Origin of the sequence: uncultured Roseobacter sp. (genome assembly GCF_947501835.1) — a bacterium.
In the GTDB taxonomy this organism is placed as follows: Bacteria; Pseudomonadota; Alphaproteobacteria; order Rhodobacterales; family Rhodobacteraceae; genus Roseobacter.
The window spans coordinates 234561-259331 of sequence record NZ_CANMXR010000002.1; the positions used below are offsets into that span (position 1 = coordinate 234561).

Annotated in this window: 24 protein-coding genes; 18 read left to right on the forward strand and 6 right to left on the reverse strand. The window is 59.5% G+C overall.

What is annotated here, in order from left to right; all coding sequences use genetic code 11:
* The first annotated feature begins 76 nt into the window (after positions 1 to 76).
* The 3 genes from ahcY (at position 77) to Q1A20_RS05000 (ending at position 2682) form a co-directional block, all read left to right on the forward strand.
* Positions 77 to 1465, forward strand: coding sequence for an adenosylhomocysteinase (ahcY, locus tag Q1A20_RS04990; RefSeq protein WP_298968778.1), 1389 nt, complete (start codon positions 77 to 79; stop codon positions 1463 to 1465).
* Between the two features lie 4 nt (positions 1466 to 1469).
* Positions 1470 to 2219 (forward strand): extensin family protein, encoded by a 750-nt coding sequence (locus Q1A20_RS04995; RefSeq protein ID WP_299401402.1) that lies wholly within the window; start codon positions 1470 to 1472, stop codon positions 2217 to 2219.
* A gap of 121 nt (positions 2220 to 2340) precedes the next feature.
* Positions 2341 to 2682, forward strand: coding sequence for a DUF2853 family protein (locus Q1A20_RS05000; protein ID WP_298968775.1), 342 nt, complete (start codon positions 2341 to 2343; stop codon positions 2680 to 2682).
* A gap of 236 nt (positions 2683 to 2918) precedes the next feature.
* Here the strand turns inward: Q1A20_RS05000 and Q1A20_RS05005 are convergent, their stop codons facing one another.
* From Q1A20_RS05005 to tsaD, 5 genes are read right to left on the reverse strand one after another with little or no spacing between them, the layout of a single operon-like run.
* The gene (locus Q1A20_RS05005; protein ID WP_299401399.1) at positions 2919 to 3314 is read right to left on the reverse strand and encodes a DUF1761 domain-containing protein; all 396 of its coding nucleotides are present in this window, start codon (positions 3312 to 3314) and stop codon (positions 2919 to 2921) included.
* A 51-nt stretch (positions 3315 to 3365) separates the two neighbouring features.
* On the reverse strand, positions 3366 to 3785 hold the full coding sequence (locus Q1A20_RS05010) for an EVE domain-containing protein (RefSeq protein ID WP_299401397.1): 420 nt from the start codon (positions 3783 to 3785) through the stop codon (positions 3366 to 3368).
* Entirely contained in the window at positions 3785 to 4057 is a 273-nt protein-coding gene (locus Q1A20_RS05015) for a YciI family protein (RefSeq protein ID WP_299916195.1), read from the reverse strand. The genes Q1A20_RS05010 and Q1A20_RS05015 overlap by 1 nt, the downstream gene beginning before the upstream one ends.
* Entirely contained in the window at positions 4058 to 5020 is a 963-nt protein-coding gene (locus tag Q1A20_RS05020; protein ID WP_299401393.1) for an NAD(P)H-dependent glycerol-3-phosphate dehydrogenase, read from the reverse strand.
* Positions 5017 to 6114: a tRNA (adenosine(37)-N6)-threonylcarbamoyltransferase complex transferase subunit TsaD gene (tsaD, locus tag Q1A20_RS05025; RefSeq protein ID WP_299916197.1), complete on the reverse strand. Its 1098-nt coding sequence runs from the start codon at positions 6112 to 6114 to the stop codon at positions 5017 to 5019. The genes Q1A20_RS05020 and tsaD overlap by 4 nt, the downstream gene beginning before the upstream one ends.
* A gap of 75 nt (positions 6115 to 6189) precedes the next feature.
* Here tsaD and Q1A20_RS05030 point away from each other — a divergent pair, with 75 nt between their 5' ends.
* From Q1A20_RS05030 to Q1A20_RS05080, 11 genes are all read left to right on the forward strand, one after another.
* Positions 6190 to 6900: a uroporphyrinogen-III synthase gene (locus Q1A20_RS05030; RefSeq protein WP_299916198.1), complete on the forward strand. Its 711-nt coding sequence runs from the start codon at positions 6190 to 6192 to the stop codon at positions 6898 to 6900.
* A gap of 42 nt (positions 6901 to 6942) precedes the next feature.
* Positions 6943 to 8322 carry a COG4223 family protein gene (locus Q1A20_RS05035; protein WP_299916200.1) on the forward strand — a complete coding sequence of 460 codons (1380 nt, stop codon included), beginning with the start codon at positions 6943 to 6945 and terminating at the stop codon, positions 8320 to 8322.
* Between the two features lie 13 nt (positions 8323 to 8335).
* Positions 8336 to 9829, forward strand: coding sequence for a heme biosynthesis HemY N-terminal domain-containing protein (locus Q1A20_RS05040; protein ID WP_299401383.1), 1494 nt, complete (start codon positions 8336 to 8338; stop codon positions 9827 to 9829).
* Positions 9830 to 9894: 65 nt separating this feature from the next.
* Positions 9895 to 12144, forward strand: a complete 2250-nt coding sequence (locus Q1A20_RS05045; RefSeq protein WP_299916203.1) for a heavy metal translocating P-type ATPase — start codon at positions 9895 to 9897, stop codon at positions 12142 to 12144.
* Positions 12141 to 12530 carry a Cu(I)-responsive transcriptional regulator gene (gene cueR / locus Q1A20_RS05050; protein ID WP_299916205.1) on the forward strand — a complete coding sequence of 130 codons (390 nt, stop codon included), beginning with the start codon at positions 12141 to 12143 and terminating at the stop codon, positions 12528 to 12530. The genes Q1A20_RS05045 and cueR overlap by 4 nt, the downstream gene beginning before the upstream one ends.
* Before the next feature lie 46 nt (positions 12531 to 12576).
* Entirely contained in the window at positions 12577 to 12999 is a 423-nt protein-coding gene (locus Q1A20_RS05055; RefSeq protein ID WP_299401375.1) for a thioesterase family protein, read from the forward strand.
* 83 nt (positions 13000 to 13082) lie between these two features.
* Positions 13083 to 15380, forward strand: a complete 2298-nt coding sequence (locus Q1A20_RS05060; protein WP_299403160.1) for a bifunctional salicylyl-CoA 5-hydroxylase/oxidoreductase — start codon at positions 13083 to 13085, stop codon at positions 15378 to 15380.
* Positions 15377 to 16129: an SDR family NAD(P)-dependent oxidoreductase gene (locus tag Q1A20_RS05065; protein WP_299401373.1), complete on the forward strand. Its 753-nt coding sequence runs from the start codon at positions 15377 to 15379 to the stop codon at positions 16127 to 16129. Before Q1A20_RS05060 ends, Q1A20_RS05065 begins: the two co-directional genes overlap by 4 nt.
* Positions 16130 to 16188: 59 nt before the next feature.
* Entirely contained in the window at positions 16189 to 16593 is a 405-nt protein-coding gene (locus Q1A20_RS05070; protein ID WP_299403157.1) for a MarR family winged helix-turn-helix transcriptional regulator, read from the forward strand.
* Positions 16593 to 17384 (forward strand): enoyl-CoA hydratase family protein, encoded by a 792-nt coding sequence (locus tag Q1A20_RS05075; protein WP_299401370.1) that lies wholly within the window; start codon positions 16593 to 16595, stop codon positions 17382 to 17384. The genes Q1A20_RS05070 and Q1A20_RS05075 overlap by 1 nt, the downstream gene beginning before the upstream one ends.
* A 3-nt stretch (positions 17385 to 17387) precedes the next feature.
* Positions 17388 to 18542 (forward strand): acyl-CoA dehydrogenase family protein, encoded by a 1155-nt coding sequence (locus Q1A20_RS05080; RefSeq protein WP_299401367.1) that lies wholly within the window; start codon positions 17388 to 17390, stop codon positions 18540 to 18542.
* Here Q1A20_RS05080 and Q1A20_RS05085 read toward each other — a convergent pair.
* Positions 18539 to 19366 carry a helix-turn-helix domain-containing protein gene (locus Q1A20_RS05085; RefSeq protein ID WP_299401364.1) on the reverse strand — a complete coding sequence of 276 codons (828 nt, stop codon included), beginning with the start codon at positions 19364 to 19366 and terminating at the stop codon, positions 18539 to 18541. The genes Q1A20_RS05080 and Q1A20_RS05085 overlap by 4 nt on opposite strands.
* A gap of 163 nt (positions 19367 to 19529) precedes the next feature.
* Between Q1A20_RS05085 and Q1A20_RS05090 the strand changes: the two genes are divergently transcribed.
* From Q1A20_RS05090 to Q1A20_RS05105, 4 genes are all read left to right on the forward strand, one after another.
* Entirely contained in the window at positions 19530 to 20495 is a 966-nt protein-coding gene (locus tag Q1A20_RS05090; RefSeq protein ID WP_299401362.1) for a fatty acid desaturase, read from the forward strand.
* A 74-nt stretch (positions 20496 to 20569) separates the two neighbouring features.
* Entirely contained in the window at positions 20570 to 21373 is an 804-nt protein-coding gene (locus Q1A20_RS05095) for an enoyl-CoA hydratase (RefSeq protein WP_299401359.1), read from the forward strand.
* Positions 21374 to 21698: 325 nt separating this feature from the next.
* The gene (locus Q1A20_RS05100) at positions 21699 to 23432 is read left to right on the forward strand and encodes a type I secretion system permease/ATPase (protein ID WP_298968744.1); all 1734 of its coding nucleotides are present in this window, start codon (positions 21699 to 21701) and stop codon (positions 23430 to 23432) included.
* Positions 23429 to 24742 (forward strand): HlyD family type I secretion periplasmic adaptor subunit, encoded by a 1314-nt coding sequence (locus tag Q1A20_RS05105; RefSeq protein ID WP_299401356.1) that lies wholly within the window; start codon positions 23429 to 23431, stop codon positions 24740 to 24742. Before Q1A20_RS05100 ends, Q1A20_RS05105 begins: the two co-directional genes overlap by 4 nt.
* Positions 24743 to 24771: the final 29 nt, after the last annotated feature.

Consider the following 24771-nt stretch of genomic DNA (forward strand, 5'->3'; position numbering starts at 1 on the left):
TGCACCCTGACGCATTGTCTCAGGCCCTAGGCAATGCTATCTGCGCTCCAAACCGAATGGATAGGATCGCATAACCATGGCCAAAGATTACGTCGTTAAAGATATTTCTCTTGCAGAATTTGGGCGCAAGGAACTCGATATTGCCGAAACCGAAATGCCAGGCCTGATGGCCCTGCGCGAAGAATACGGTGACAGCAAACCCCTTGCAGGCGCGCGGATTGTCGGTTCGCTGCATATGACCATCCAAACCGCCGTTTTGATCGAAACGCTGGTCGCCCTTGGCGCCGATGTGCGCTGGGCATCATGTAATATCTTCTCCACGCAGGACCATGCGGCGGCTGCCATTGCGGCTGGCGGGACACCCGTTTTTGCGATCAAAGGCCAATCCCTCGAAGAGCATTGGGACTATCTGGACCAGTCGTTCATGTTCGAAGAAGGACCGAACATGATCCTCGATGATGGCGGCGACGCGACACTTTACGTACTGCTTGGCGCCCGTGCTGAAGCCGGCGAAGAGATCATTCCCGTGCCCACTTCCGAGGAAGAGGCCGTTATCAAGGAACAGATCAAAAAGCGGATGGCGGCAAGCCCCGGCTGGTTCACCAAGATGCGCGATCAGATCAAGGGCGTCTCCGAGGAGACAACCACCGGTGTGCACCGTCTCTATGATCTGGTGAAACAGGGTCAACTGCCCTTCCCCGCGATCAACGTGAACGATTCCGTGACCAAGTCGAAGTTCGACAACAAATACGGCTGTAAGGAATCGCTGGTCGACGGCATCCGCCGCGCCACGGACACCATGATGGCGGGCAAGGTTGCCGTGGTCATGGGCTATGGCGACGTTGGCAAAGGGTCTGCTGCCAGCTTGCGCGGTGCCGGTGCCCGCGTGAAGGTCACCGAGGTTGATCCTATCTGCGCTCTGCAAGCCGCCATGGACGGGTTCGAGGTTGTGCTGCTCGAAGATGTGGTGGGATCTGCCGACATCTTCATCACCACAACCGGCAACAAGGACGTGATCCGCATTGAGCACATGCGCGAGATGAAGGATATGGCGATTGTCGGCAACATCGGCCACTTCGACAATGAAATCCAGGTCGCCGCGCTGAAAAACCACAAGTGGACCAGCATCAAGGAACAGGTCGATATGATCGAATTGCCAAATGGCAATCGTTTGATCCTGCTCTCTGAGGGCCGTCTGTTGAACCTTGGCAATGCGACCGGGCACCCGTCTTTTGTGATGTCTGCCTCCTTCACCAATCAGGTGCTGGCGCAGATCGAGCTGTGGACCAAGGGCGATGAGTATAGGAACGACGTCTACATCCTGCCCAAGCATCTGGATGAAAAGGTGGCGCGCCTGCATTTGGACCGGATTGGTGTGAAACTGACCCAATTGGACAGTGATCAGGCCGCCTATATCGGCGTGGCACCAGAAGGTCCCTTCAAGCCCGAGCACTACCGCTACTGAACGCGTGCCGGATCAGCCGGAGACAGAAGCTAACAAGAACAAACGCCGCCCCGCCTTTGGTCGGGCGGCGTTTGTCATTTTATGTGCCGCCCTGTTTGGGGCCTATCGTTTGGTGACGCTGCCGGATACGCCCCTGCCCGCCGCCTGGAACCCCATCGCGCCGCTCTCTGTCAGCGATCCGATCACGCCATTGACCCAGTGGAAATTAAGCCGCGCTTTGGCGACGCCTGAGCTATGCCTGCAGACACTGATGACCGGCGCGGTGGCGCAACCCCTGCCCGATCTTGTGGAAAGCGCCCAATGCGGTATTGCCGATCAGGTCCTGATCTCTGGCGTATCGGGTGCTGATCTGGTGCCCTTGAATACGCGGTGCCAGACAGCCCTGCGTATGGCGATGTGGATGGAACACGGGGTTCATCCCGCTGCGGAACAGCACTTTGGGCAGCGCGTCGCCCGTGTGAACCATATCTCCAGCTATTCCTGCCGACCCATCCGCACGCCCAGAGGACCAAGCCCGCGGATGAGCACGCATGCAAGGGCCGAAGCCGTGGACATTGCCGGGTTCGTCCTTGCGGACGGCACGCGGATTTCTCTGCTGGAAAGCTGGGGAGACGATGGTCCGGCGGGTATCTTCCTTGCGGATGTGCGCAATGCGGCCTGTACTTGGTTTCGCCTGACACTCGGGCCGTCCTTCAACCGATTGCACGCCGATCATTTCCACCTGCAGCATCGCGGCAGTGGCCTGTGCCGCTGAGCAGTGCTTTGCAACGGGGAATGTGACAGGCAAAAACTCCTTTTGTGAATGGAAATATGTGATTAGTCTTGCGCGCAACGGTCGGACACCCCGGCCGATTTTGCCAAAGTGGGAGAAATTTATGGGCAAGCGGGACGATTTGATTGCGCAATATGCGGATGATCTGAAAAACAAATGCGGCATGACGCCGGATATGGATTTGCTGACCAAGGTTACGATCGGATGTGGTCCGGCGATCTATGATGCGGACGCGTCAACGGTCGCAGGCAGCCAGGCTGGTGAGATCGAAACGGTCAAAAACAATTTTCTGATCAAGAAGCTGGGCCTGTCCGATGGACCGGAGCTTTCGGCGGCGATTGACACGGTCATCGAGACCTATGGCAAGTCGGAGCGCAACAAATACCGCGCTGTTGTCTACTACATGCTGACAAAGCACTTTGGCAAAGAGGCCGTATACGGCTGAAAACAAAGAGAATGATTGGGAAACGCCTCTTTTCTTAAAGAGGCGTTTCTTTTTTGGATGGCTTTTAAACTATTGATAAATTGAGTTTTTGAGCGATTGCGCGTAGACCTATCTCATCCGGCCAGCATGGCCAGGACCAGTTTCAATCTCGTGCTGTGGGTGAAGTGCACGTGGGGTGAAGGAGGGTTCTGGCGCTATGCCAGGACCCTTCCTCTTTTTTGTACTACGATCTCGCGTCAGAACGCGGTCAGTACCAGCCCGATAAGGGTGCACCCAAAGGTGGCGTATCCCGCATCAATCAACAGCAGGCTTTTGGGGCGCGCGCCAAAGCCATAGAACGTCGCAATCCATGGGCTGACCAGGAAAATCCCGATACCGAAACCCGACATCAACCCCTTGCCCATCGTATCGATGCCGCTCAGTTCAAAGACGTGGCGCATCATGCCGGCCACAAGGATCGCGGACAAAAAACTGGTGATATAGGGAACCGGGTCGGACCTGTTTGCAGGTGCACCGGTCTCATCCAGCGGTACGCCTGATGCTGCCATCCATTTTTCTGCCAGGACGGTGTACCACACTGCGCCAAACACAAATACGGCCACCCCGGCGGCCACCACGTTCACAAATTCCATTGAAACCTCCCTCGTTTCTGGCGGCAGATTGCCACCGGCAAGGGAGCGAGGCTAGTCCGAAACGCCCGCCATATCGCAAATGATCTGCCATTCCTGCGCGGTGACAGGTTGCACTGACAGTCTCGAATTGCGCACCAACACCATCTCGGACAGTCGTTCATCCGCCTTGATGTCGTCCAGCGTGATCGGCGTTTTCACCGATTTCACCGCCTTGATGTCCACACATTCCCAGCGCTCATCCTCCGTGGTGCTGTCCGGATGTGCCTCGGCGATCACCTCGACAATTCCGACCACTGCGCGTTCCTTTTGCGAGTGATAGAAGAACCCAAGATCGCCCACGGACATCTGGCGCATGAAATTGCGCGCTTGATAGTTCCGCACGCCGTCCCATTCCTCGCCAATCTCCCCCTTGGCGACCTGATCGTCCCAGCTCCAGGTCGACGGTTCCGATTTGAAAAGCCAATACGCCATCACCCGATCACCCTGTTCCAGGCAATCAACTGCACTGATGCAAAGAGGCCTGCCTTGCCATAGGGATCCTCAGCGGCCCAGTCGCTGGCTGCGTCCATATCCGCAACATCCAGAACGATCAGCGATCCGGCCATCTCACCCTGATCATCCAGCAACGGGCCCGCCTGTTGCACAACCGCGCTGGATTTCAGGTAGGCCACATGGGCGGGGCGGTTTTCCTGGCGGATCGGCAGTGCCCCCGGTCTGTCATGGGCGATCAAAGCGACAAGCATCTATTCTTCCTTCAGGCTTCGGGACAAAAGACCGTTTATGACGTCGGTGACATCCAAACGTTTTTCGACAAGACCCGCAACCGCCGAAGTGATTGGCATATCCAATCCCTCGTCCTGCGCCGCGCGCGCGGCGGCCCGCGCCGTGGCGGCGCCTTCGACGGTGGTCGAGGGATCAAAGCCCGTGCCTGCACCAATTGACACGCCCAGGCGGTAGTTCCGTGATTGCTTCGAAGTGCATGTCAGGACCAGATCGCCAAATCCCGAGAGACCCGAAAGCGTCCGCGCCTGCGCGCCTTTGTGCAGGGCCAGGCGCTGCATTTCAGCAAAACCGCGGGTCAGGAGCGCGGCACGTGCGCTTTCCCCCAACCCAGCGCCAATCGCCGCCCCGCAGGCAATAGCGATTACATTCTTAAGCGCGCCACCCAGCGATGCGCCGATTGTATCCGTTGTTCGGTAGAGGCGCAGGGAGGGTGTAGAAAGCTGGTGCTGCAATGCGCGACCGGCGTTTTCATCGATGCAGGCAAGTGTCAGCCCCGTGGGCAGACCGGCGGCGATGTCATTGGCAAAACTTGGTCCGGTCAACAGCGCGCTGGTGGTCTCGGGCAGGTGCCCGGCCAGCACTTCCAACGGTCCCGCGCCGCTTTCAAGGTCCATTCCCTTGCAGCAGGCGACCAGCGTTTTGTGCTGCAGATACTCGGCATGTGCCGCGACAAAGGGGCGTAATTGTTGCATCGGTACGGCCAGGAGGACCACATCGGCATCGCAGGCCTCGGGCAGTGATGCGGTGATTGTCAGATCGTCTGGAAAGGGATGGTCCGGCAACCGTCGGGCATTTTCCCGACCTTTACGCATTTCACGCGCATGATCGTCATCGCGCGACCAGAGCGTGACAGGCGCGGCCTTGGACAGGCAAATGGCAAGTGCTGTGCCAAAAGCACCGGCGCCCAGGATGGAAATGCTCATGCTTTTGCGCCTTTCTTACCGCTTCCCAACATCGCGGGGCTGGTTTGGTCCAATGGCCATCGCGGGCGCGCGGAAAGCGTCAGATCATCTGCCGGGTGGACGCCCATTTGCTCGATGGCGGCAAAGGCGATCATCGCTGCGTTATCCGTGCATAGCGCGATGGGCGGGGCCACGAAATGCGCGCTAAACGCCTTTGAAACAGTCTCTAACTCTGATCGAATGGCCTTGTTTGCGGCAACACCACCGGCCACGCAAAGCGTTGGTTTGGACGGGTTGTTTTGAAGGTAAATGCCCAATGCGCGGCGCGTTTTTTCTGAAAGAACGTCGACAACCGCAGCCTGAAAGTCAGCGCATAAATCGGCACGGGCTTGCGTGGGCAATCCACCGTTTTCCTTAATGATACGGTCACGCGTGCGCAGAACGGCGGTTTTCAAACCCGAGAACGACAGGTCACATCCGGGACGATCCAACAGTGGGCGTGGCAGTGGGAAATTCAGCGGATCCCCCGAAAGCGCGGCATCTTCCACCGATGGCCCGCCGGGTTGTGGCAAGCCCGCCAAGCGCGCGACCTTGTCAAAGGCTTCGCCCGGCGCGTCGTCGATCGTGCCCCCCAGGCGCTCAAACGCGTCGGGGCCGTGGGCAATCAGGAACTGGCAGTGCCCGCCGGAAACAAGCAGCATCAGGTAGGGGTAGCTGACATCATCCGTCATGCGCGGGGTCAACGCGTGGCCCGCCAGATGATTGACCCCGTAGAGCGGCGCCCCGGTCGCAGCGGAAAGCCCCTTGGCGCACATCACACCGGAAACGACGCCACCGATCAGACCGGGACCAGACGTGACCGCAATCGCATCGACGTCAAGCAGCGACATATTCGCCTGTGTTAGAGCCTGTTCGACACAGATATCCAGCATCTCCGCATGCGCGCGCGCGGCAATCTCCGGTACAATGCCACCGAAGTCCGCGTGCAGGCTGGATTGACCGTGAACAACCGACGATAGAATGGTTGTCTCGCCGGTATCATCGCGGCGCAGAACGGCCGCCGCGGTATCGTCGCAGCTGCTTTCGAGGCCGAGAACTGTGAGAGAGTGTGCCAAGGCGTGACCCCGTTGCATGCGTCTTTGACCGCAGGTAACACCGTAATTGGTCGCAAACAATGCTGAGGGTCATTCATGGGCGCTGCCCGCATACCGGTTATCATGACGCGGCCCAGCGGTTCAAATGAACGCTTCGTCGGTCAGATGCCGGACGCGCTGCGGCGCCGGTTGCAAGTGATCCACAGTCCCTTGATCGAAATCACCCGGTGCGATGCCACCTTGGCGCTTGGCGACGGGGACGCGGTGATCTTTACCTCGTCCAATGGGGTGCGCTTTGCGCCGGACGGGCAGGGCAGGCGGGCCTATTGTCTGGGAGAGGCGACGACGCGCGCCGCGGCGGATGCCGGTTGGCGGAGCGTGTTCATGGGCGAGACCGCCCGGGACCTGACCAAAACCCTGCTGGCGCATCCGCCTGACGTGACGGTTTGGCATCTGTGCGGCGTGAACGTGCGCGCCAACATTTGCGAAGATTTACGCCGCGCCGGGATCGATGCCCATCGTGTCGCGCTCTATGATCAGAGGAAAGTGGCCCTGACCGATGCTGCATTGGCGGTCTTGACGGCTGCCACACCCGTCATTGTGCCCGTTTTTTCACCACGCACGGCGGAACAGTTTGTGGAAAACTGTCCGCAAAACGCGGCCCCCCATTTGATCGCCCTGAGCGCTGCCGTCGCAGATCCGCTTGCGGTTTTGCCCGCGGCGCATTTGGAAATCGCTGCTAAGCCCACCGCCAAGGCGATGATTCATGCTCTTGAAAAGCGGGTGTCGCGCATCAGCTTGGGTTGAGAGGCGGGGTATGCGCGAGTAAGGTTGATCGAGGGTGCCCGCGTGGCAGATTCGAAAAGGGTGGATGTTTTGGCAAAAGCAAAAAAACCGGAAAAAGCTGTGCCTGAAAATGAGGCTGACGAAATTGCAGCTTCTAAGACGCCGGAAACGCCCCCTGAAGTCCCCGAAACACCGGTAGATGACGATGCACCGCTGGAAGGTACCATCCTTGACGAACCGGTGGATGCGCCGAGCGAAGAAATTCCCAAAAATGAAGAAATTCCCGAAGATAAGGATGTTTCCGATCCTCTCGATGAGACTGTGAAGACTTCCGACGACCCGCTGACCGAAGAAATTGAAGCGGATCTTCTAGAAGAAGATACCGAGGTGTCGGAGCCAACGCCCGAGGAAATCGCGGCGCGCGAAGAGGAACACGTCGAAGAGGTTGTTGAAGAGCAACCAAAGCCCACGCCCCCACCCGTTGAGAAAACCGGCTCCATGTGGCCTGCGGTCTTTGGCGGTGTCATTGCGGCGTTGCTTGGCTTTATCGCTGGCCGCGGGGATCAGCTGGAGGCTTATTTACCGGGTGCCATGCAACGGCAATCTGTTGATTTGGCCCCGCTTGTGGAACAGACCTCGACGCTGGCAGAGGCCAATGTCGAGCTTATCGCGCGCGTCGAAGACCTCGAATCGGCGACCCCGGACACGGCGCTGCCGGATGCGGTAACTGAATTGCAAACCGCGGTATCCGATCTGGAGGGGCTGCAGACAAGCATCACGGAACTGACCGAACGCCTTGCCGCTCTTGAAGCGCGGCCTGCAGAAACCGTGGAGACGGTCATTCAACAACCTGCTGACAACAGGGAAGAAATTTCCGCCCTTCAGTCGGCGGTAGAGGCCCTGCAGGCGCAGATCAGCGAAGAGGAAGCCAGGGCGACTGCCGAGGCCGAACGCATCCTGGCACAAGCGGCGCTGACCCGTGTCGTAACGGCGGTCGAGAGCGGCGAAGCTTTTGAGCCAGCGCTGGGCGCGCTTGAAGAGGTGACCCCCGTGGAGGTCCCGGAGGCGTTGCGCACGGCGGCAATTGAAGGCGTACCCAGCATGGCCATGCTGCGGGAAAACTTCCCCGATGCAGCGCGGGCCGGTCTGGCGGCGGCACGTGCCGAGGTGCCCGAGACCGAAGTGTCCGGTATCAGTGGGTTTTTGCGGCGTCAGTTGAGCGCCCGGTCGGTAACGCCGCGCGAAGGCAGTGACCCCGATGCGGTGCTCTCGCGCGCCGAGGCGGCGGTGAAAGCCGGGAGCCTTGATGAGGCTCTGGCCGAGCTTGACGCGCTGCCTGATGCGTCCAAAACAGCCATGCAAGACTGGTTGGAGGGTGCCAAAGCCCGCCAGACTGCACGTGAAGCCGCTCAGAATTTGGCGGATAGCCTGACGGTTAATTAAGAAAGACATTATTATGCTCTGGTCCCTTATTAAGATCATCCTGTTTGTCGCAGCTGTGGCTTTGCTTGCATTGGGGGCGGGGTATCTTCTGGAAAGCGAAGGTGGCGTTCAGGTCACCGTGATGGGCAGCGAATATACCTTTGGTCCGCTGCAATCGGTGCTGGCGGTTGTTGCCCTGGTGGTCACCGTTTGGGTGCTGCTGAAATTACTGTCCCTGCTGATTGCGACATTACGATTCCTGAACGGCGATGAAACCGCGCTGTCGCGTTACTTTGACCGCAACCGGGAGCGTAAAGGCTTTGATGCCCTGTCCGAAGGGCTGATGGCGCTGGCCAGCGGTGAGGGGCGGCTTGCGATGACCAAGGCCGCCAAGGCGGAGCGCTATCTGAACAAGCCCGAACTGACCAATCTGCTGACCGCGCAGGCCGCAGAACTGGCGGGGGACCGGCGTAAGGCGGAAGAGACCTATAAAAAGCTGGTCACAAATGACGCGACCCGTTTTGTCGGCGTGCGCGGGATCCTGAAACAAAAGCTGGCCGATGGCGATACCGAAACGGCGTTGAAGCTGGCGGAACGGGCCTTTGCCATCAAGCCCAAGCATGAAGAAACCCAGGACGTGCTGTTGCGTCTGCAAGCGCAAAAAGAAGATTGGTCGGGGGCGCGGCAAACGCTGAGCGCCAAGCTCAAACACGGCAGCCTGCCCCGGGATGTGCACAAGCGTCGTGATGCGGTTCTGGCACTCTCAGAGGCCAAGGATATCATCGACGGTGGCAGCACGATCGAGATGCAGGAAAAGGCGATTGAGGCCAACAAGCTCTCGCCTGATCTGATCCCGGCGGCCGTGATGGCTGCGCAGAGCTACATCGAGAAGGGCAAGCCGCGGCTTGCAACGCGTCTGTTGAAAAAGGCGTGGGAAACCTCGCCGCATCCGGATCTGGCGGCAGCATTTGCGGCCATCGAGCCGGATGAGACACCACCGCAGCGGATCAAACGTTTCATCGCATTGACCAGAACCAATATGAACGATCCTGAAACGCGGATGCTGCTGGCCGAATTGCACATTGCGAATGAGGACTTCCCCGAAGCCCGCCGGGCGCTGGGTGATCTGGTGGAAACCGATCCGACGGCGCGGTCTGTCACCCTGATGGCGGCAATCGAGCGCGGCGAAGGGGCCGCTGATACCATCGTGCGCGGCTGGCTGGCGCGGGCAGTGACCGTGTCGCGTGGTCCGCAATGGATTTGCGACAATTGTCAGCATATTCATGCGGAATGGGCGCCAATCTGCGAAAACTGTGAAAGCTTCGACACGCTGGCCTGGAAGAGACCGCCTGCCTCCGAAGTGGCGATGCCCGGGGGCGTGCAAATGCTGCCCTTGATTGTCGGGACTATTGAGGATGACACCGAGGGTGCCGCAGATGAAACGCCAACAGAAGACGGCATTGAAGATGCGGAGCTTCTGCCCTCTGAGGAGGACACCGAGGTCAAGGAACCTGAAAAACAGGTTTAAGGCTTGACCTTCCAGTAACTGGAACCCCTATATCGGCCGCGTGACCCTGTTGCGAGGCCAGAGCCGTGCTCGATTCCCAAACCATCACGCTGTCGGTTGAAAAAATGTCCTGCGCCTCTTGCGTGGGCCGTGTCGATAAAGCGCTGGCGCAGGTGCCCGGCGTCTTGGACGTGTCGGTCAATCTGGCGACTGAAGAGGCCACAGTTGCGTTGGAGGCAGGCCAGGTCGATGCGGAAACCCTCGCCCGGGCGGCGACGGATGCCGGGTATCCCGCGCAGGTCGTGCAGGCGCGGGGCGGGCAGGACGAAAAGCGCGCGCAGGCGGCACAGGATCTTGGCCGCCAGACCATGATCGCCGGGCTGCTTGCCGCCCCGGTCGTCGTGCTGGAAATGGGCGGGCATATGATCCCGGGGTTTCACCATCTCATCATGCAGACCATTGGGGTGCAGACCAGCTGGTGGATCCAGGGCATCCTGACAACGCTGATCCTTGCAGGCCCGGGCCAACAATTCTACCGGAACGGTTTTCCCGCACTTCTGAAACGCACGCCTGATATGAACAGCCTTGTGGCGCTGGGCACCGCGGCGGCCTATCTGTTTTCGCTTTGCGTGCTTTTGATGCCGCAGGTTTTGCCAAGCAATGCGCAGGCGGTCTATTTCGAAGCGGCCGCCGTGATCGTGGTGTTCATCCTGCTGGGCAGATGGCTGGAAGCGCGGGCAAAGGGCCGCACCGGGGCCGCGATCAAATCCCTGCTGCGTCTCAGACCGAAGACGGCACATGTGATTCGGGCGGGCCGTACCGAAACCATCGCGGTCGAAGACATTGTCGCTGGGGACAACGTGGTGCTGCGCCCGGGCGAAAGCGTGCCGGTGGATGGGACCATCACCGAAGGCAGCAGCCATGTGGATGAGAGCATGATCACCGGCGAACCGCTGCCCGTTGCAAAATCCCCCGGCGATCCGGTCACCGGCGGTACGCTCAACGGACCCGGCAGCCTGACCCTGCGCGCAACCCATGTGGGCGAGGATACGGTGCTGTCGGGCATCGTGCGGATGGTGCAGGATGCGCAGGGGGCCAAGCTGCCGATACAGGCGCTTGTGGACCGGGTGACGCTCTGGTTTGTGCCCGCCGTCCTTGCGCTGGCGACGCTGACCGTCTTTGCGTGGTTGGCCTTTGGGCCCGCGCCGGTGGCCTCGCATGCGCTGGTCGCGGGGGTGGCGGTTCTGATCATCGCCTGCCCCTGTGCCATGGGGTTGGCCACGCCCACATCGATCATGGTTGCCACCGGGCGTGCGGCAGAGCTGGGCGTGCTTTTCCGCAAAGGCGACGCGTTGCAGGCGCTGGCGGACGTCGATCTGATAGCATTCGACAAAACCGGCACCCTGACGCTGGGCAAACCGAAACTCAGCGCGTTTCAGGTTGCGGATGGGGTGGAAGAACATCACGTGTTCGGCTTGATCGCCAGTGTTGAAGCCCGCGCAGAACACCCCATTGCGCATGCGATCATGGAGGCCGCCGCAGAACGAGGCTGCGCCCTGCACCCGGCCACAGATGTCACCGCCGTTGGTGGAATGGGTGTCAAAGGCGATGTTGCAGGTCAGGCGGTTGTGGTCGGAACGGCGCGGTTGATGCAGGAAAATCACATCAATCTGGACGCCTTCGAGGCGCAATCACACGTCCTCGCCAGCACCGGCGCGACGGTGTTTTTCGCGGCGCTGAACGGGAAAGCGGCGGCCTTGATTGCTGTTGCGGATGAGATCAAACCCAACGCCCGCGATACGATTGCCAGACTCCAGGCGCAGGGTCTCGAAGTGGCCATGATCACCGGTGACCGGCCTGAGACCGCAGAGGCCGTTGGGCGTGTGCTTGGGATCACCACCATTACATCAGGCGTCCTGCCGGAGGGAAAAACCGCGGCGCTCAGCGATCTGCGCCAACACCATCCGAAGATCGCCTTTGTCGGTGATGGCATCAACGACGCCCCGGTGCTGGCCTCGGCCGATGTGGGCATCGCCATTGGGACGGGCACGGATATCGCGATTGGGGCGGCTGACGTTGTCTTGATGTCGGGTGATCTGGATGGGGTGGTGACGGCATTGACGGTATCGAAATCCACCATGCGCAACATTAAGCAAAATCTTTTCTGGGCATTCGGATACAACACCGCGCTGATTCCGGTGGCCGCCGGGGTGCTTTATGCCAGCTACGGCATCTTGCTCTCCCCGGAACTGGCGGCGGGAGCGATGGCGCTCTCCAGCCTCTTTGTGCTCAGCAATGCATTGCGTCTGCGCGGGTTGAACAGGAGGACGGCATGAACATTTCCGATGTCGCGGAGCGTACCGGTCTGCCGGTCAAGACGATCCGCTACTATGAAGATATCGATCTGATTTCGCCGGGACGCGGTGCCAACGGGTACCGTCAGTTTTCTCAGGCGGATCTGCACAAGCTGGCGTTTCTAGGGCGCGCGCGATCCCTGGGGTTTGGCATCGAAGCCTGCCGTAGCCTGTTGCGGCTCTACAATGACCAAACCAGGGCCAGCGCCGATGTCAAATCTCTGGCGCAGGAGCACCTCGCAGAGATTGACCAGAAGATCGCAGAACTGGGGCAGATGCGCGATACGCTCTCGCATCTGATTGCGGCTTGTGCCGGCAACGACCGACCGGATTGCCCGATCCTGGCCGATCTTGCATCCGACGGCTGACAGGGTACGCCCTTGACGCGCCGGGCAGAAGCGTCAGGTTACGGCCATGAGCCAGATTTTCCGACATACGATCAAGGTCCTGTTCCAGCATTGCGATCCAGCAGGCATCGTCTTTTACCCGCGCTATTTTGAAATGGTGAACCAGACGGTCGAAGAATGGCACGAGGTTGGGCTGAAGCACTCCTTTTCACAGATGCATCTGGAAAAGGGCTACGGTGTGCCGACCGTCTCTATCGGCGCGGAATTCACCGCGCCCAGCCATATGGGTGACGTGTTGGTCTGGACACTGCATGTTGAAAAGCTCGGGCGGACCTCGGCGCATCTTCACATCAAGGCCATGTGCGGCGAGGAGTTGCGCATGACCGCAACCCCTGTTCTGGTCTCCGTCGATATGGCGACCGGGCGACCGGTCCCGTGGTCGGACGAAATTCGCGCGCGCATGCAGGGGTATCTCAAGGCCTCCGATTAATTTCAAATATGAAAATTTCATACTTGAAACAAATCAGGGTTCCGCTACGCTTGCCGTAGATGAATCATTCACGGGTGTCGGCCATGAAAATTGCATGTCTGGGCGGTGGGCCCGCGGGACTTTACTTCGCAATTTCGATGAAGCTGCGCGATCCGGGGCATGAGGTCGTGGTTTTCGAACGGAACAAGGCGGATGACACCTTTGGCTGGGGTGTCGTGCTGTCAGATGAAACCCTTGCCAACCTTGCGGATAACGACCCCGAAAGCGCGGAAATGATCCGCGCGCATTTCGCCTATTGGGACGATATTTCGGTCATCCATGCCGGGCATCAGACGGTATCCTCCGGTCACGGCTTTTGCGGCATCGGTCGTCAGAAACTGTTGCTGCTGTTGCAGGAGCGTGCCCGCGCGCTGGGTGTAGATTTGCGGTTTGAGGCTGAGGTCAAAGGCGCGGCTGATCTCGCCTGTGACTATGATCTGGTTGTGGCGTCTGACGGTCTGAATTCCCGGACACGGATGGAATTTGCGGAGCACTTCAAACCGGATGTGGACATCCGCAAATGCCCCTTCACCTGGCTCGGGACACATCAGAAATTCGACGACGCTTTTACCTTCATTTTCGAGAAGACGGAGCATGGCTGGGTCTGGGCGCATGCTTATCAATTCGACCCTGACACCGCGACTTTCATCGTTGAATGCGCGCAGGACACCTATGATCGCTGGGGTTTCGACGCGATGTCGAAAGAGCAAAGCATCGCCACCTGTGAAAAGATATTCGAAAAATATCTGGGCGGTCATGCCTTGATGTCGAATGCAAATCACGTGCGCGGGTCGGCGTGGATCAAGTTCCCCCGTGTCTTGTGTGAAAAGTGGCATCACCAGAACGTGGTGCTGATGGGGGATGCGGCAGCCACGGCACATTTTTCCATCGGGTCCGGGACAAAACTCGCGCTGGAATCCGCGATCGCTTTGGCCGATTACGTGACAAATGAAACGGATATGGCGGCAGCTTTCCAGAAATACGAAGATGAGCGCCGGGTGGAGGTGTTGAAACTTCAGTCTGCCGCACGCAATTCGCTGGAATGGTTCGAAGAGGTCGAGCGCTACCTTGATCTGAATCCGGTGCAGTTCAATTATTCGCTGCTGACACGATCCCAAAGGATCAGCCACGAAAATCTGCGCGAACGGGATGCGGATTGGCTGGGTGCCGCGGAAAAGTGGTTCCAGACCGAGGCCGGGGTCAGCAGCAATGCCGATGCGCGGCACCCCATGTTCGCACCCTTCAAACTGCGGAGCATGTCGCTCAAAAACCGGGTCGTTGTCTCGCCCATGGCCCAATACAAAGCTGTGGACGGGCTGCCGACCGACTGGCATTTGATCCACTACGGTGAGCGCGCGAAGGGTGGTGCGGGTCTCGTGTATACGGAAATGACCTGTGTCAGTGACACCGGGCGCATCACGCCGGGATGCCCGGGGCTCTATTCCGACGTCCAGGAAACGGCGTGGAAACGCATCGTGGATTTTGTGCATGCAGAGACCGACGCAAAGATCTGCCTGCAACTGGGACATTCCGGCGCCAAAGGGTCCACCCAGCTAGGGTGGGAGGAGATGGACGCACCATTGATGGAGGACAACTGGCCTCTGATTGCCGCCTCGGATGTGCCCTGGTCGAACCGGAATGCCACGCCCCGCCCGATGACCCGCGCCGATATGGACGCGGTCAAAGCGCAGTTTGTCGAGGCAACGGAGCGGGCCGCCCGTGCCCGTTTCGACATGATCGAACTGCACGCAGCCCATGGATATCTGATTTCCAGCTTCATCACGCCTCTGCAGAACACGCGCGATGACGACTACGGCGGCACGCTGGAAAACCGTCTGCGCTACCCGCTGGAAGTCTTTGATGCGATGCGGACCGTCTGGCCGGACGACCGCCCGATGTCGGTGCGCATCTCCGCCCACGACTGGGTTGGAGATCAGGGCGTAACGCCTGAGGAGGCGGTCGCGATTGCCGCCGCTTTCAAAGACCATGGCGTGGACATCTGTGACGTATCCGCAGGGCAGACGTCGGTTGCCGCGCAACCAGTCTATGGGCGTATGTTCCAGACACCGTTTTCCGACCGTATCCGCAACGAGGCCGGGATGGCCACGATGGCCGTGGGCAATATATTTGAGCCGGATCATGTCAATTCCATCCTGATGGCGGGCCGTGCGGATCTTGTCTGCCTCGCGCGCCCGCATCTGGCCGATCCTTATTGGCTGCTTCGGGCGGCAACGACTCTTGGGGATCGCGCGGAAAGATGGCCCGATCCCTATATCGCCGGGCGCGATCAGGCATGGCGACTTGCGGATAAGGATGCGCTGACATCCGAGGTCAAGGTATGAGCGGCCTGTCCGGCAAACGCGCGTTGGTCACGGGGGGCGGCACCGGTGTGGGTGCGGCGATCGCCGCAAGGCTGGCCTCGGAGGGGGCGCAGGTCTGGATCACGGGCAGACGTGCGGAGCCCTTGCACGCCCTGGCATCGCAGCACGACACCATGCAAATGATCGTGGGCGATGTGACAAATGCAAGCGATTGTACGGCGATGATCGCGGCGGCAGAGGGGCCGGACATCGTTGTTGCCAATGCGGGCACATCCCTGTCCAAACCCTTCTCTAAGATGACCGCCGACGATGTTCAGGAGATGTTGTCTGTCAATTTCTTCGGCGTGTTCAACATCTATGCCGCCGCCCTTGATGCGATGAAAACCGCAGGCGCCGGTCGCCTGATATCGGTGGCATCCACCGCGGGATTGAAGGGATATGCCTATGTTAGTGCCTATTCTGCGGCCAAACATGCCGTGATTGGGCTCACCCGATCCTTGGCATTGGAGCTGGCGCACACCGGGATCACGGTCAACGCGGTCTGTCCGGGCTTTACCGAAACACCGATGCTGAGCGCGTCTATCGACAACATCGTGTCAAAGACCGGCCGCAGCATAGCGGAGGCGGCACAGGCGTTGACCGCGACCAACCCGCAGGGTCGGTTTGTCCAGCCGCAAGAGGTCGCGGATGCGGTCGCCTGGCTTGCCGGGCCGGGGGCCAGCGCCATCACCGGCCAGTCCATTTCAATATCCGGCGGAGAAGTCATGTGAGCGAGCCAGGAAAAATCCCGTCTGATCTGAGCAAGGACCGTCTGCGTGTCTGGCTGCGCATGTTGAAGGTCACCCGCATGATCGAGGCGGAACTGCGCGAACGGATGCGGCAAAGCTGGGACATCACGCTGCCCCGGTTTGATGTCATGGCAGCACTCCGCCGCGCGGATGAGGGTATGAAGATGAGCGATCTGTCGGGCGTGCTACGTGTTTCCAACGGCAATGTCACCGGGATCGTGGATCGGTTGGAAGCGGACGGTCTGGCAGAACGGCGCAGTGTGGAAGGTGACAGGCGCGCCATGCGGGTGCTGCTGACCACGCAGGGCCGTGAGATGTTCGATGAAATGGCGGCGGTGCATGAGCTTTGGGTTGATGAGCTTTTTTCACCCATCGGCGCCCAGGGCCTGAGCACGGTGCACACGCGGCTGGGTCGGATAACGGAGAAACTGGAGGCGGAAGACTGATGCCCGACCATTTTAAACTGACGCGGGACGGGACCGTCGCCACTGTCGCGCTGGACCGGCCAGACCGGAAAAACCCACTGACCTTCGAGAGCTACGCCGAATTGCGCGACTGGTTCCGCGCGCTGCAATATGATGAGGAGACAACGGCGGTCGTATTTGCCTCGAACGGCGGTAATTTTTCGTCGGGTGGCGATGTGCACGACATCATTGGCCCGCTTGTCGAGATGGACATGAAAGACCTTTTGCGGTTCACCCGCATGACCGGTGATCTGGTCAAGGCGATGTTGCATTGTGGCAAACCGATTATTGCCGCCGTCGATGGCATTTGTGTCGGGGCCGGGGCCATCATCGCCATGGCATCCGATCTGCGGCTGGGCACGGCGCAGGCGAAAACCGCGTTTCTCTTTACCCGTGTGGGTCTGGCCGGGTGCGATATGGGCGCCTGTGCCATGCTGCCGCGGATCATCGGGCAGGGACGGGCGGCGGAGCTTTTGTACACCGGTCGCGCGATGAGCGCCGAGGAGGGGGCAGAGTGGGGGTTTTTCAACCGGCTCGTGCCAGCGGACGATTTGCTCGTGGAGGCGCAGAAACTGGCGCAGCGCATCTCCGAAGGACCAAATTTCGCGCATATGATGACCAAGACGATGCTCAATCAGGAATGGTCGATGACGCTTGACCAGGCGATTGAATCCGAGGCTCAGGCCCAGGCGATCTGTATGCAGACGCAGGATTTTCGGCGGGCGTACGAGGCTTTTGTCGCCAAAGAAAAACCCGTGTTTGAGGGGGATTGAGCCATGCCGGACACGTCATTTCTGTCATGGCCGTTCTTTGAGGATCACCACCGCGCGCTGGCGTCTGATCTTGAGGCGTGGTGCGAGGCCTCACTGTCCAACGTCGATCACACGGATACTGACAAGGCGTGTATTTCGCTGGTCGCGATGCTGGGGGAGGCGGGATGGCTTGAGCATTCCGCGGTTGATCCCACAGCGCCCGGCAAGCTGGATGTGCGCAGCCTGTGTCTGATCCGTGAAACACTTGCCCGCCACGATGGTCTGGCCGATTTTGCATTCGCGATGCAGGGGCTTGGAACTGGCGCCCTGTCTCTTTTCGGCAGCGACGCGCAGCGCACATGGCTCAGCAAGACCCGCACGGGCAGTGCGCTTTCTGCATTCGCCCTGTCTGAGCAAAAGTCGGGCTCGGATGTCGCAAGCATGGAGATGACGGCCGAGAGGGATGGCAATGGCTACCGCCTGAACGGGGAGAAAACCTGGATCTCAAACGGTGGCATCGCCGATCTCTACACGGTTTTCGCCCGCACGGGCGAAGCGCCGGGGGCGAAAGGACTGTCTGCCTTTCTGGTGCCTTCGGATACGCCGGGCCTGAGCGTGGCGGAACGATTGGATGTAATGGCACCGCATCCCTTGGCGCGCCTGTCGTTTGAGGACGTCCGGCTGGATGCCGACGCGATGATCGGCGCGCCCGGTGACGGCTTCAGGATCGCGATGTCGGTGCTTGATGTGTTCCGCTCCACCGTGGCGGCCGCGGCGTTGGGCTTTGCGCGGCGGGCGCTTGAGGCATCTCTCAGCAGGGTCAAGGCGCGAGAATTGTTTGGCGCGCCGCTCGCGGACCTTCAGATGGTGCAGGGGCATATCGCCGATATGGCGCTTGACGTCGATGCGGCGGCGCTGCTGGTCTACAGGGCCGCCTGGGCCAAGGATATGGGAGCAGAACGGGTCAGTCGCGAAGCCGCGATGGCCAAGCTGTTCTCGACCGATCAGGCGCAGGTTGTCATTGACAAGGCGGTCCAATTGCATGGCGGCGAAGGTGTCCGCACCGGCAGTGTTACCGAAAAATTATATCGCGAAATCAGAGCACTGCGCATCTATGAGGGCGCTTCGGACGTGCAGAAGATCGTGATCGCACGTGCGGTCATGGCGGCGCAAAACTAACCGCGAACCTCGCCCGCCAGTTCGGTCAGCAATTTATGCACCCGGTCGGATCCGATCACGGCCTGTCGCACCAACCGGTCAAATTGCTTGGCAAAACCTTTCACCTGATCCGGGCTGCTGACGACCAGATAGGCGTCACCGATGTAAAGGGCGACGCGTTGTTTGCCAAAAACGGTAAAGGGCGCAGAAAACGTCTTGGTCCCATCGTAGAGGTGCAGGCGCAACGCGGGATAGTTTTCCTTGCACACCCGCGCCATGTAGGTCAGCTGCGCCCGGCATTGCTGGGCATCCGCGCCACGCCAAAGCCCGGTGCGGGCGGATAAATCGCGCAGGGTTTGTACGGGCATAGCTATTTCCACATCCATATCGTCCAGCGAAATGCGTCCCAGCACATTCTCCACACCGCCGCCACGCGCATCGGAAACATCCGCGTCGGCGTCCGGCGCGAGGCTGACCATATCGGGCAGGGTGGAGGGCACATAGCGCAGTTTGAACCCCGCTGCCGCGCTGCGCCATTGATCCAGCGGTGTGGAGCCATCGGCTTGCACGGCTTTTTCAATCTGGACGCTTTCTGCGACCTCCTGCCGCCCTTCCGGCGCGTTTTCAAGGCAGAGCAGCCAATCCACCGAAACACCGCTCACCCGGGCAATGCGGCGCAGCGTTTCCGCGCGGGGGAGACGGTCGAGCTCCGGGTTCAGAAATTGGCTTAGCGCGGAGCGATCCATTCCCACCTCTCGCAGAAAATGACCCTTGCCGGCGGGATGTGAGGTCAGCACCTGCGCGAGACGTTCTTTGAACATGGCGGAGAGATCACGCTTATCCATGTCATGTTAATACACGAAAAGTAGATATTCACAACGAAATCGTTAAATCGTGACGAATGTAATGTATCTTTCACAAATTCACGCTCTTGCGGCAGCGTCGTGGTTTGTCAAACTTCTCGTCGGACATTGATAAACAGCAAACCCATTGAAAGGACCGGATAAATTGGCGACCCCTGCAGCACCTGGCCTCCGGCGGATTGAATGGCCCACGGTTTTCATCGCAGTACTTTGCTACACCGGCTTTGCACTTTCCACGACAACATATGATGTGATCGGCCCCTGGGGCAGCGGTATCCTTCTAGCGCTCTCGCTGACCCTTTACTCCTCGCTCAACCATGAGGTTCTGCACGGTCATCCCTTCCAAAACACGACCTTGAATACGGCATTGGTGTTCCCGGCGCTTGGCCTTGCCATTCCCTACCTGAGGTTTCGCGACACCCATCTTGCCCATCATCACGACCCGGCTCTGACGGACCCTTATGACGATCCGGAGAGCAATTTTATTGATCCCGCGGTTTGGGCGCGGTGGAGCCTGCCCCGGCGCGCGCTCTACAAATGGAATAACACTCTGCTCGGGCGCGTGATTGTCGGCCCGGCAATTTCGACGGCGCTTTTCTATAAGCAGGACGTCATGGCGATCCAGGAGGGAAACCGCTGTATTAGAGACGCATATATCTTTCATGCCGGTGGCCTTGCCTGTGTTGGCATCTGGTGGATTCTGGCCGCAGATATGCCGTTTTGGCTCTATCTGCTCTGTGCCTATGTCAGCCTGTCCGTCCTGAAAATCCGCACCTTTCTGGAGCATCGTGCCCACGAAAAAGCGCGCTGCAGGAGCGTGATTATTGAGGATCGCGGGCTGCTGTCCTTTCTGTTTCTGAAAAACAACCTGCACGCGGTGCACCATGCCTTTCCACGGATGCCTTGGTATCAATTGCAGCCCTATTACGCCGCGCGCCGCGCTGCATTTCTCGAACGAAACGGTGGCTATGCCTATCGGTCCTATAGGCAGATTGCCTATCTGTTCCTGCTGAAAGCAAAAGACCCCGTGCCGCACAGCCTGTGGGACGGATCTGGCGCGCGCACGACTGACGAGGAAACACCAAAGCAAAGTATCGTCCCCGGGCAATAGCAATTTCGCTTGCAGGCTCGACCCGTTTCCAGCTTTGATGCGATCAACGCGAGATCAATCCCGGGGAGTTCAAAGTGGAAACTGCTGATGCGCCTGTTGTGCTGGACCGTTCAGACGGTGTTGCCACGGTCACCCTGAACCGGCCCAAATCGCTGAACGCGCTGTCAGAAGAGATGCTGTCCGCCTTGCAGGCGGCTTTGGATCAAATCGCGCATGATCAATCTGTCAAAGTGGTCATCCTGCGCGGGGCAGGGGCGCATTTCTGCGCGGGCCATAATCTGAAAGAAATGACGGCACGACGACAAGATGCCGACGGCGGCAAATCCTATTTCAATGCGCTTTTTGCCACCTGCTCAAAAATGATGATGTCCATCGTCCATCTGCCGCAGCCGGTGATCGCGGAAGTGCAGGGCATAGCGACGGCGGCCGGATGCCAATTGGTTGCGACCTGCGATCTGGCTGTGGCGTCGGATACGGCGACCTTTGCGACGTCTGGCGTGAACATCGGCTTGTTCTGCTCGACGCCCATGGTTGCGCTGTCTCGCAATGTCGCGCGGAAACAGGCGATGGAAATGCTGCTGTTGGGGGAGTTTCAGCCTGCGGCGCGGGCCGCTGAAATCGGGTTGATCAATCATGTGGTGCCGCAGGAAGAATTGGCCGCTGCCACGCGCGCAATGGCCGACAAGATCGTTTCCAAAGCGCCCATTGCGATCAAGATCGGCAAAGAGGCCTTCTACAATCAGGCCGATATGGATCTTTCGTCAGCCTATGCCTACACAGGCGCCACCATGGCGGACAACATGATGGCCCGCGATACCGAGCGCGGCATAGATGCTTTCATTGCCAAAAAACCGATGCCCGAATGGGCTGATGATTAACCCCTGAGGTTTCAGAGCATATCAGTTTTGAACATCGCGGGGCGGTGGGCTTTCGAGTTTCGGCAAGCGCCTTTCGTATGGCATTCAATCTCGGATGCAGCGGCCATATTGTGCCGACAACAGGTGTAAACGTCCTCTCAGGCCCGCCTCACATAAATTGAAAGATTGCCAACGGCGCGATAAATCGACAATACGCACCAGAGGTTGTAGAAAACGCTTTTCCTGCAGCGTGAACGGATTGAATGACAACATACGGATCGCCGATATCGCGTTTAACCTTTTGCAGTGTCAGTCTCGGTGAGCATGAGCCGTTAGGTTTGGATGAATGAAAAATAACAGTATTGCAGGCTTTGCCGAGCTTCGACGCGCCCGCAGTTCGGGCATCTGGCTTTTGTGGGCGGTGTTCATCTTCAGTGTCTTTGTGAATCTTCTGATGCTGACCGGCCCCCTGTTCATGCTGCAAGTCTATGACCGCGTGCTTGGATCACGCTCCGAAGAAACGCTGGTGGCGCTGTTTTTGCTCGTTGGTGCGCTCTATGGGCTGATGATGTTTCTGGACTACGCGCGCGGGCGCGTGCTGGCGCGTTTCGGGGCACGGTTTCAGTCACAGTTGGACGATCGCGTCTTTGACGCGGTGCTCAGACGCGCACTCTCACCCAAGGAAAGAGCAGCACCGGCAAGCGGTTTGCGCGATCTGGAATCGGTACGGACCCTTTTTGCATCCCCGGTGATGATGGCCTTGTTCGATATCCCATGGACCCCGCTTTTCATCGGGGCCATCTTTATTTTCCATCCGTGGCTTGGCTGGTTGGCGGTGTTTGGCAGCGCGGTTCTCATTGTGATCACGCTGCTCAACAACTGGCTCACCAATTCCAAGACACTGGAAGCTCAAAGCAAATCCCAACGTGCGCATGGGCTGGCAGAACAGGCGCGCCGCTCGGCAGAGGTCGTACGCGCGCAGGGGATGAGTGCCGCCGTTGCCGCACGTTGGCACGACATGCGGGACACCGCGCTTGAATCCTCGATAAAGTCCAGCGACTGGACCGGTGTGTTCACCTCAATGGGCAAATCCTTCAGGCTTTTTCTGCAGTCGGCAATGCTGGCGTTGGGTGCCTATCTGGTGCTTCAGGCCGAGGTGACTGCAGGCGCTATGATTGCAAGCTCGATCCTACTGGGCCGTGCGCTGGCACCAGTACAACAAGCCTTGGGGCAGTGGGGCATGGTTCAGCGGACACGCGCGGCCTGGACGTCGCTGGGCGAGTTGCTCAAGCAAACCCCGGTGGAGCCAGAAACCCATGCCTTGCCGGTGCCACACGCTAATGTGTCTTTTGCGGGTGTTTCGGTTGTGGCCCCCGGTGCGAAATTCCCGACGCTCAGCGGCGTGTCCTTCTACATTGGGGAGGGCGAGGCACTGGGTGTGATCGGCAAAAGCGGCTCCGGCAAGACGACGCTGGCCAAGACGCTATTGGGGCTCACGCAGGTGGCTGCCGGTGAGGTTCGGTTCGGTGGCGCCACGCTGGAGCAATATGACCCGGATGTCTTGGGCACGCATATCGGATATCTGCCGCAGAATGTTGTGCTCTTTTCTGGAACGATTGCGGAGAACATCGCGCGCATGTCCGTCGCACCGGACGAGGCAAAGGTGGTCGAGGCTGCCAAACGCGCCAATGCGCATGAGATGATCCTGTCGCTGCCCGATGGCTACAAGACGGTTGTGCAGGGCGACGACAGCCAGCTGTCCGGCGGTCAGCGGCAGCGTATCGCCCTCGCACGCGCATTTTACGGCGATCCCGTCTTACTGCTGCTGGACGAGCCCAACTCCGCGCTCGACAATGATGGCTCCGTGGCGCTGAACCTCGCGGTGCGCGAGTTCAAGGCGACCAACCGCGCGGTAATCATCATGACGCACCGACCCTCGGCCATTTCGGAGTGTGACCGGCTTCTGGTCATCGATGGCGGGCGGATCAAGGCGGATGGACCGCGCGACGAGGTGCTGAAATCCTTGGTGAGCAATGTGAAAGACATTCAAAGTTCTTTGGCGAAGGGGAAGAGATCGTGAGTGATGCGGCAGGTGAAATTCGCCAATGGAAGGCAACCGGTCCGCTGATGATTGGCGCTTTGGCGCTGGTGGTTCTTGTCGGTGTTTTGGGGGTCTGGAGCGTGCAGGCACGGATCTCCGGCGCGGTCATCGCGCCCGGGATGATCCAGGTGGAATCAAACCGTCAGGTTTTGCAGCATCCGCAAGGCGGTGTTGTGGGGGCCCTCTTGGTGAAAGATGGCGATCAGGTCGCAGCCGGCGATGTGGTCTTGCGCTTTGACGACACGCAGCTGCGCTCTGAGCTGGCCATCATCGAAGGGCAGCTCTTTGAAGTCCTTGCACGCAAGGCGCGGTTGCAGGCAGAACGTGACGGGCTGAGCGCGCTGCCGATCTCCGAAGAGTTGCAGGAAATGGCCGCGCAGGACCCCTCCGTGCAGGCGCTTGTCGATGGTCAGGCGCGGTTGTTTGCGGCGCGGGCTGCGTCATTAAAGCAAAGCGCTGGACAGATCTCCGAACAGATCGCGCAGGCCGAAAACCAGATCGAAGGGGCCACGGCCCAGCTTTCGGCTTTTGAAACACAAAGGGAATTGATCGAAACCGAGCTGACCGACAGTCAGACGCTTTTTGAAAAAGGTCTGTCACCCGCCGCGCGCGTCTCTGCCTTGCAACGGGAGCAGGCGCGTCTTCTGGGCGAGATTGGCAGCGTGACCGCGAGTGTGGCGCAGCTGCGCGGGCAGATCGCGGCGCTGAACATCGAACGCATCGCCTTGACCACCCGGCTGCGCGAAGAGGCGATCACCACCCTGCGCGATCTGCAATTCCAGGAGGTTGAGCTGGTGCAGCGACGCCTCAGCACGCGGGATACGCTGTCCCGCATGGATCTGCGCGCGCCGGTCAGCGGTGTAATCTACGGCAGCCGCGTTTTTGCCCTGCAGGCGGTGGTCTCTCCGGCAGAACCGATCATGTATATCATTCCACAGGACCAGCCGATGGTGGTTTCGGCCCGGATTGATCCGATCCACGTTGATCAGGTGCACCTTGGGCAGACCGCGACCCTGCGCTTTGCTGCCTTCGACCAACGGATGACGCCGGAGCTTTATGGTCAGGTCACCAAGCTTTCGGCGGACGTGTTTACGGATGAGACGACGGGTGTCTCCTATTATCAGGTGGAACTCATCCCGGATGACACGGAAATGGAAAAGCTGGGCGGGCAGGTGCTGCTGCCCGGCATGCCGGTTGAGGCCTTTATCAGGACGGCGGAACGGTCACCGTTGAACTATCTGGCGAAACCGCTCACGGATTACTTCACCCGCGCCTTCCGGGACAGCTAAGGCGCGTTACAGCTGTCAGACCGGGGGCC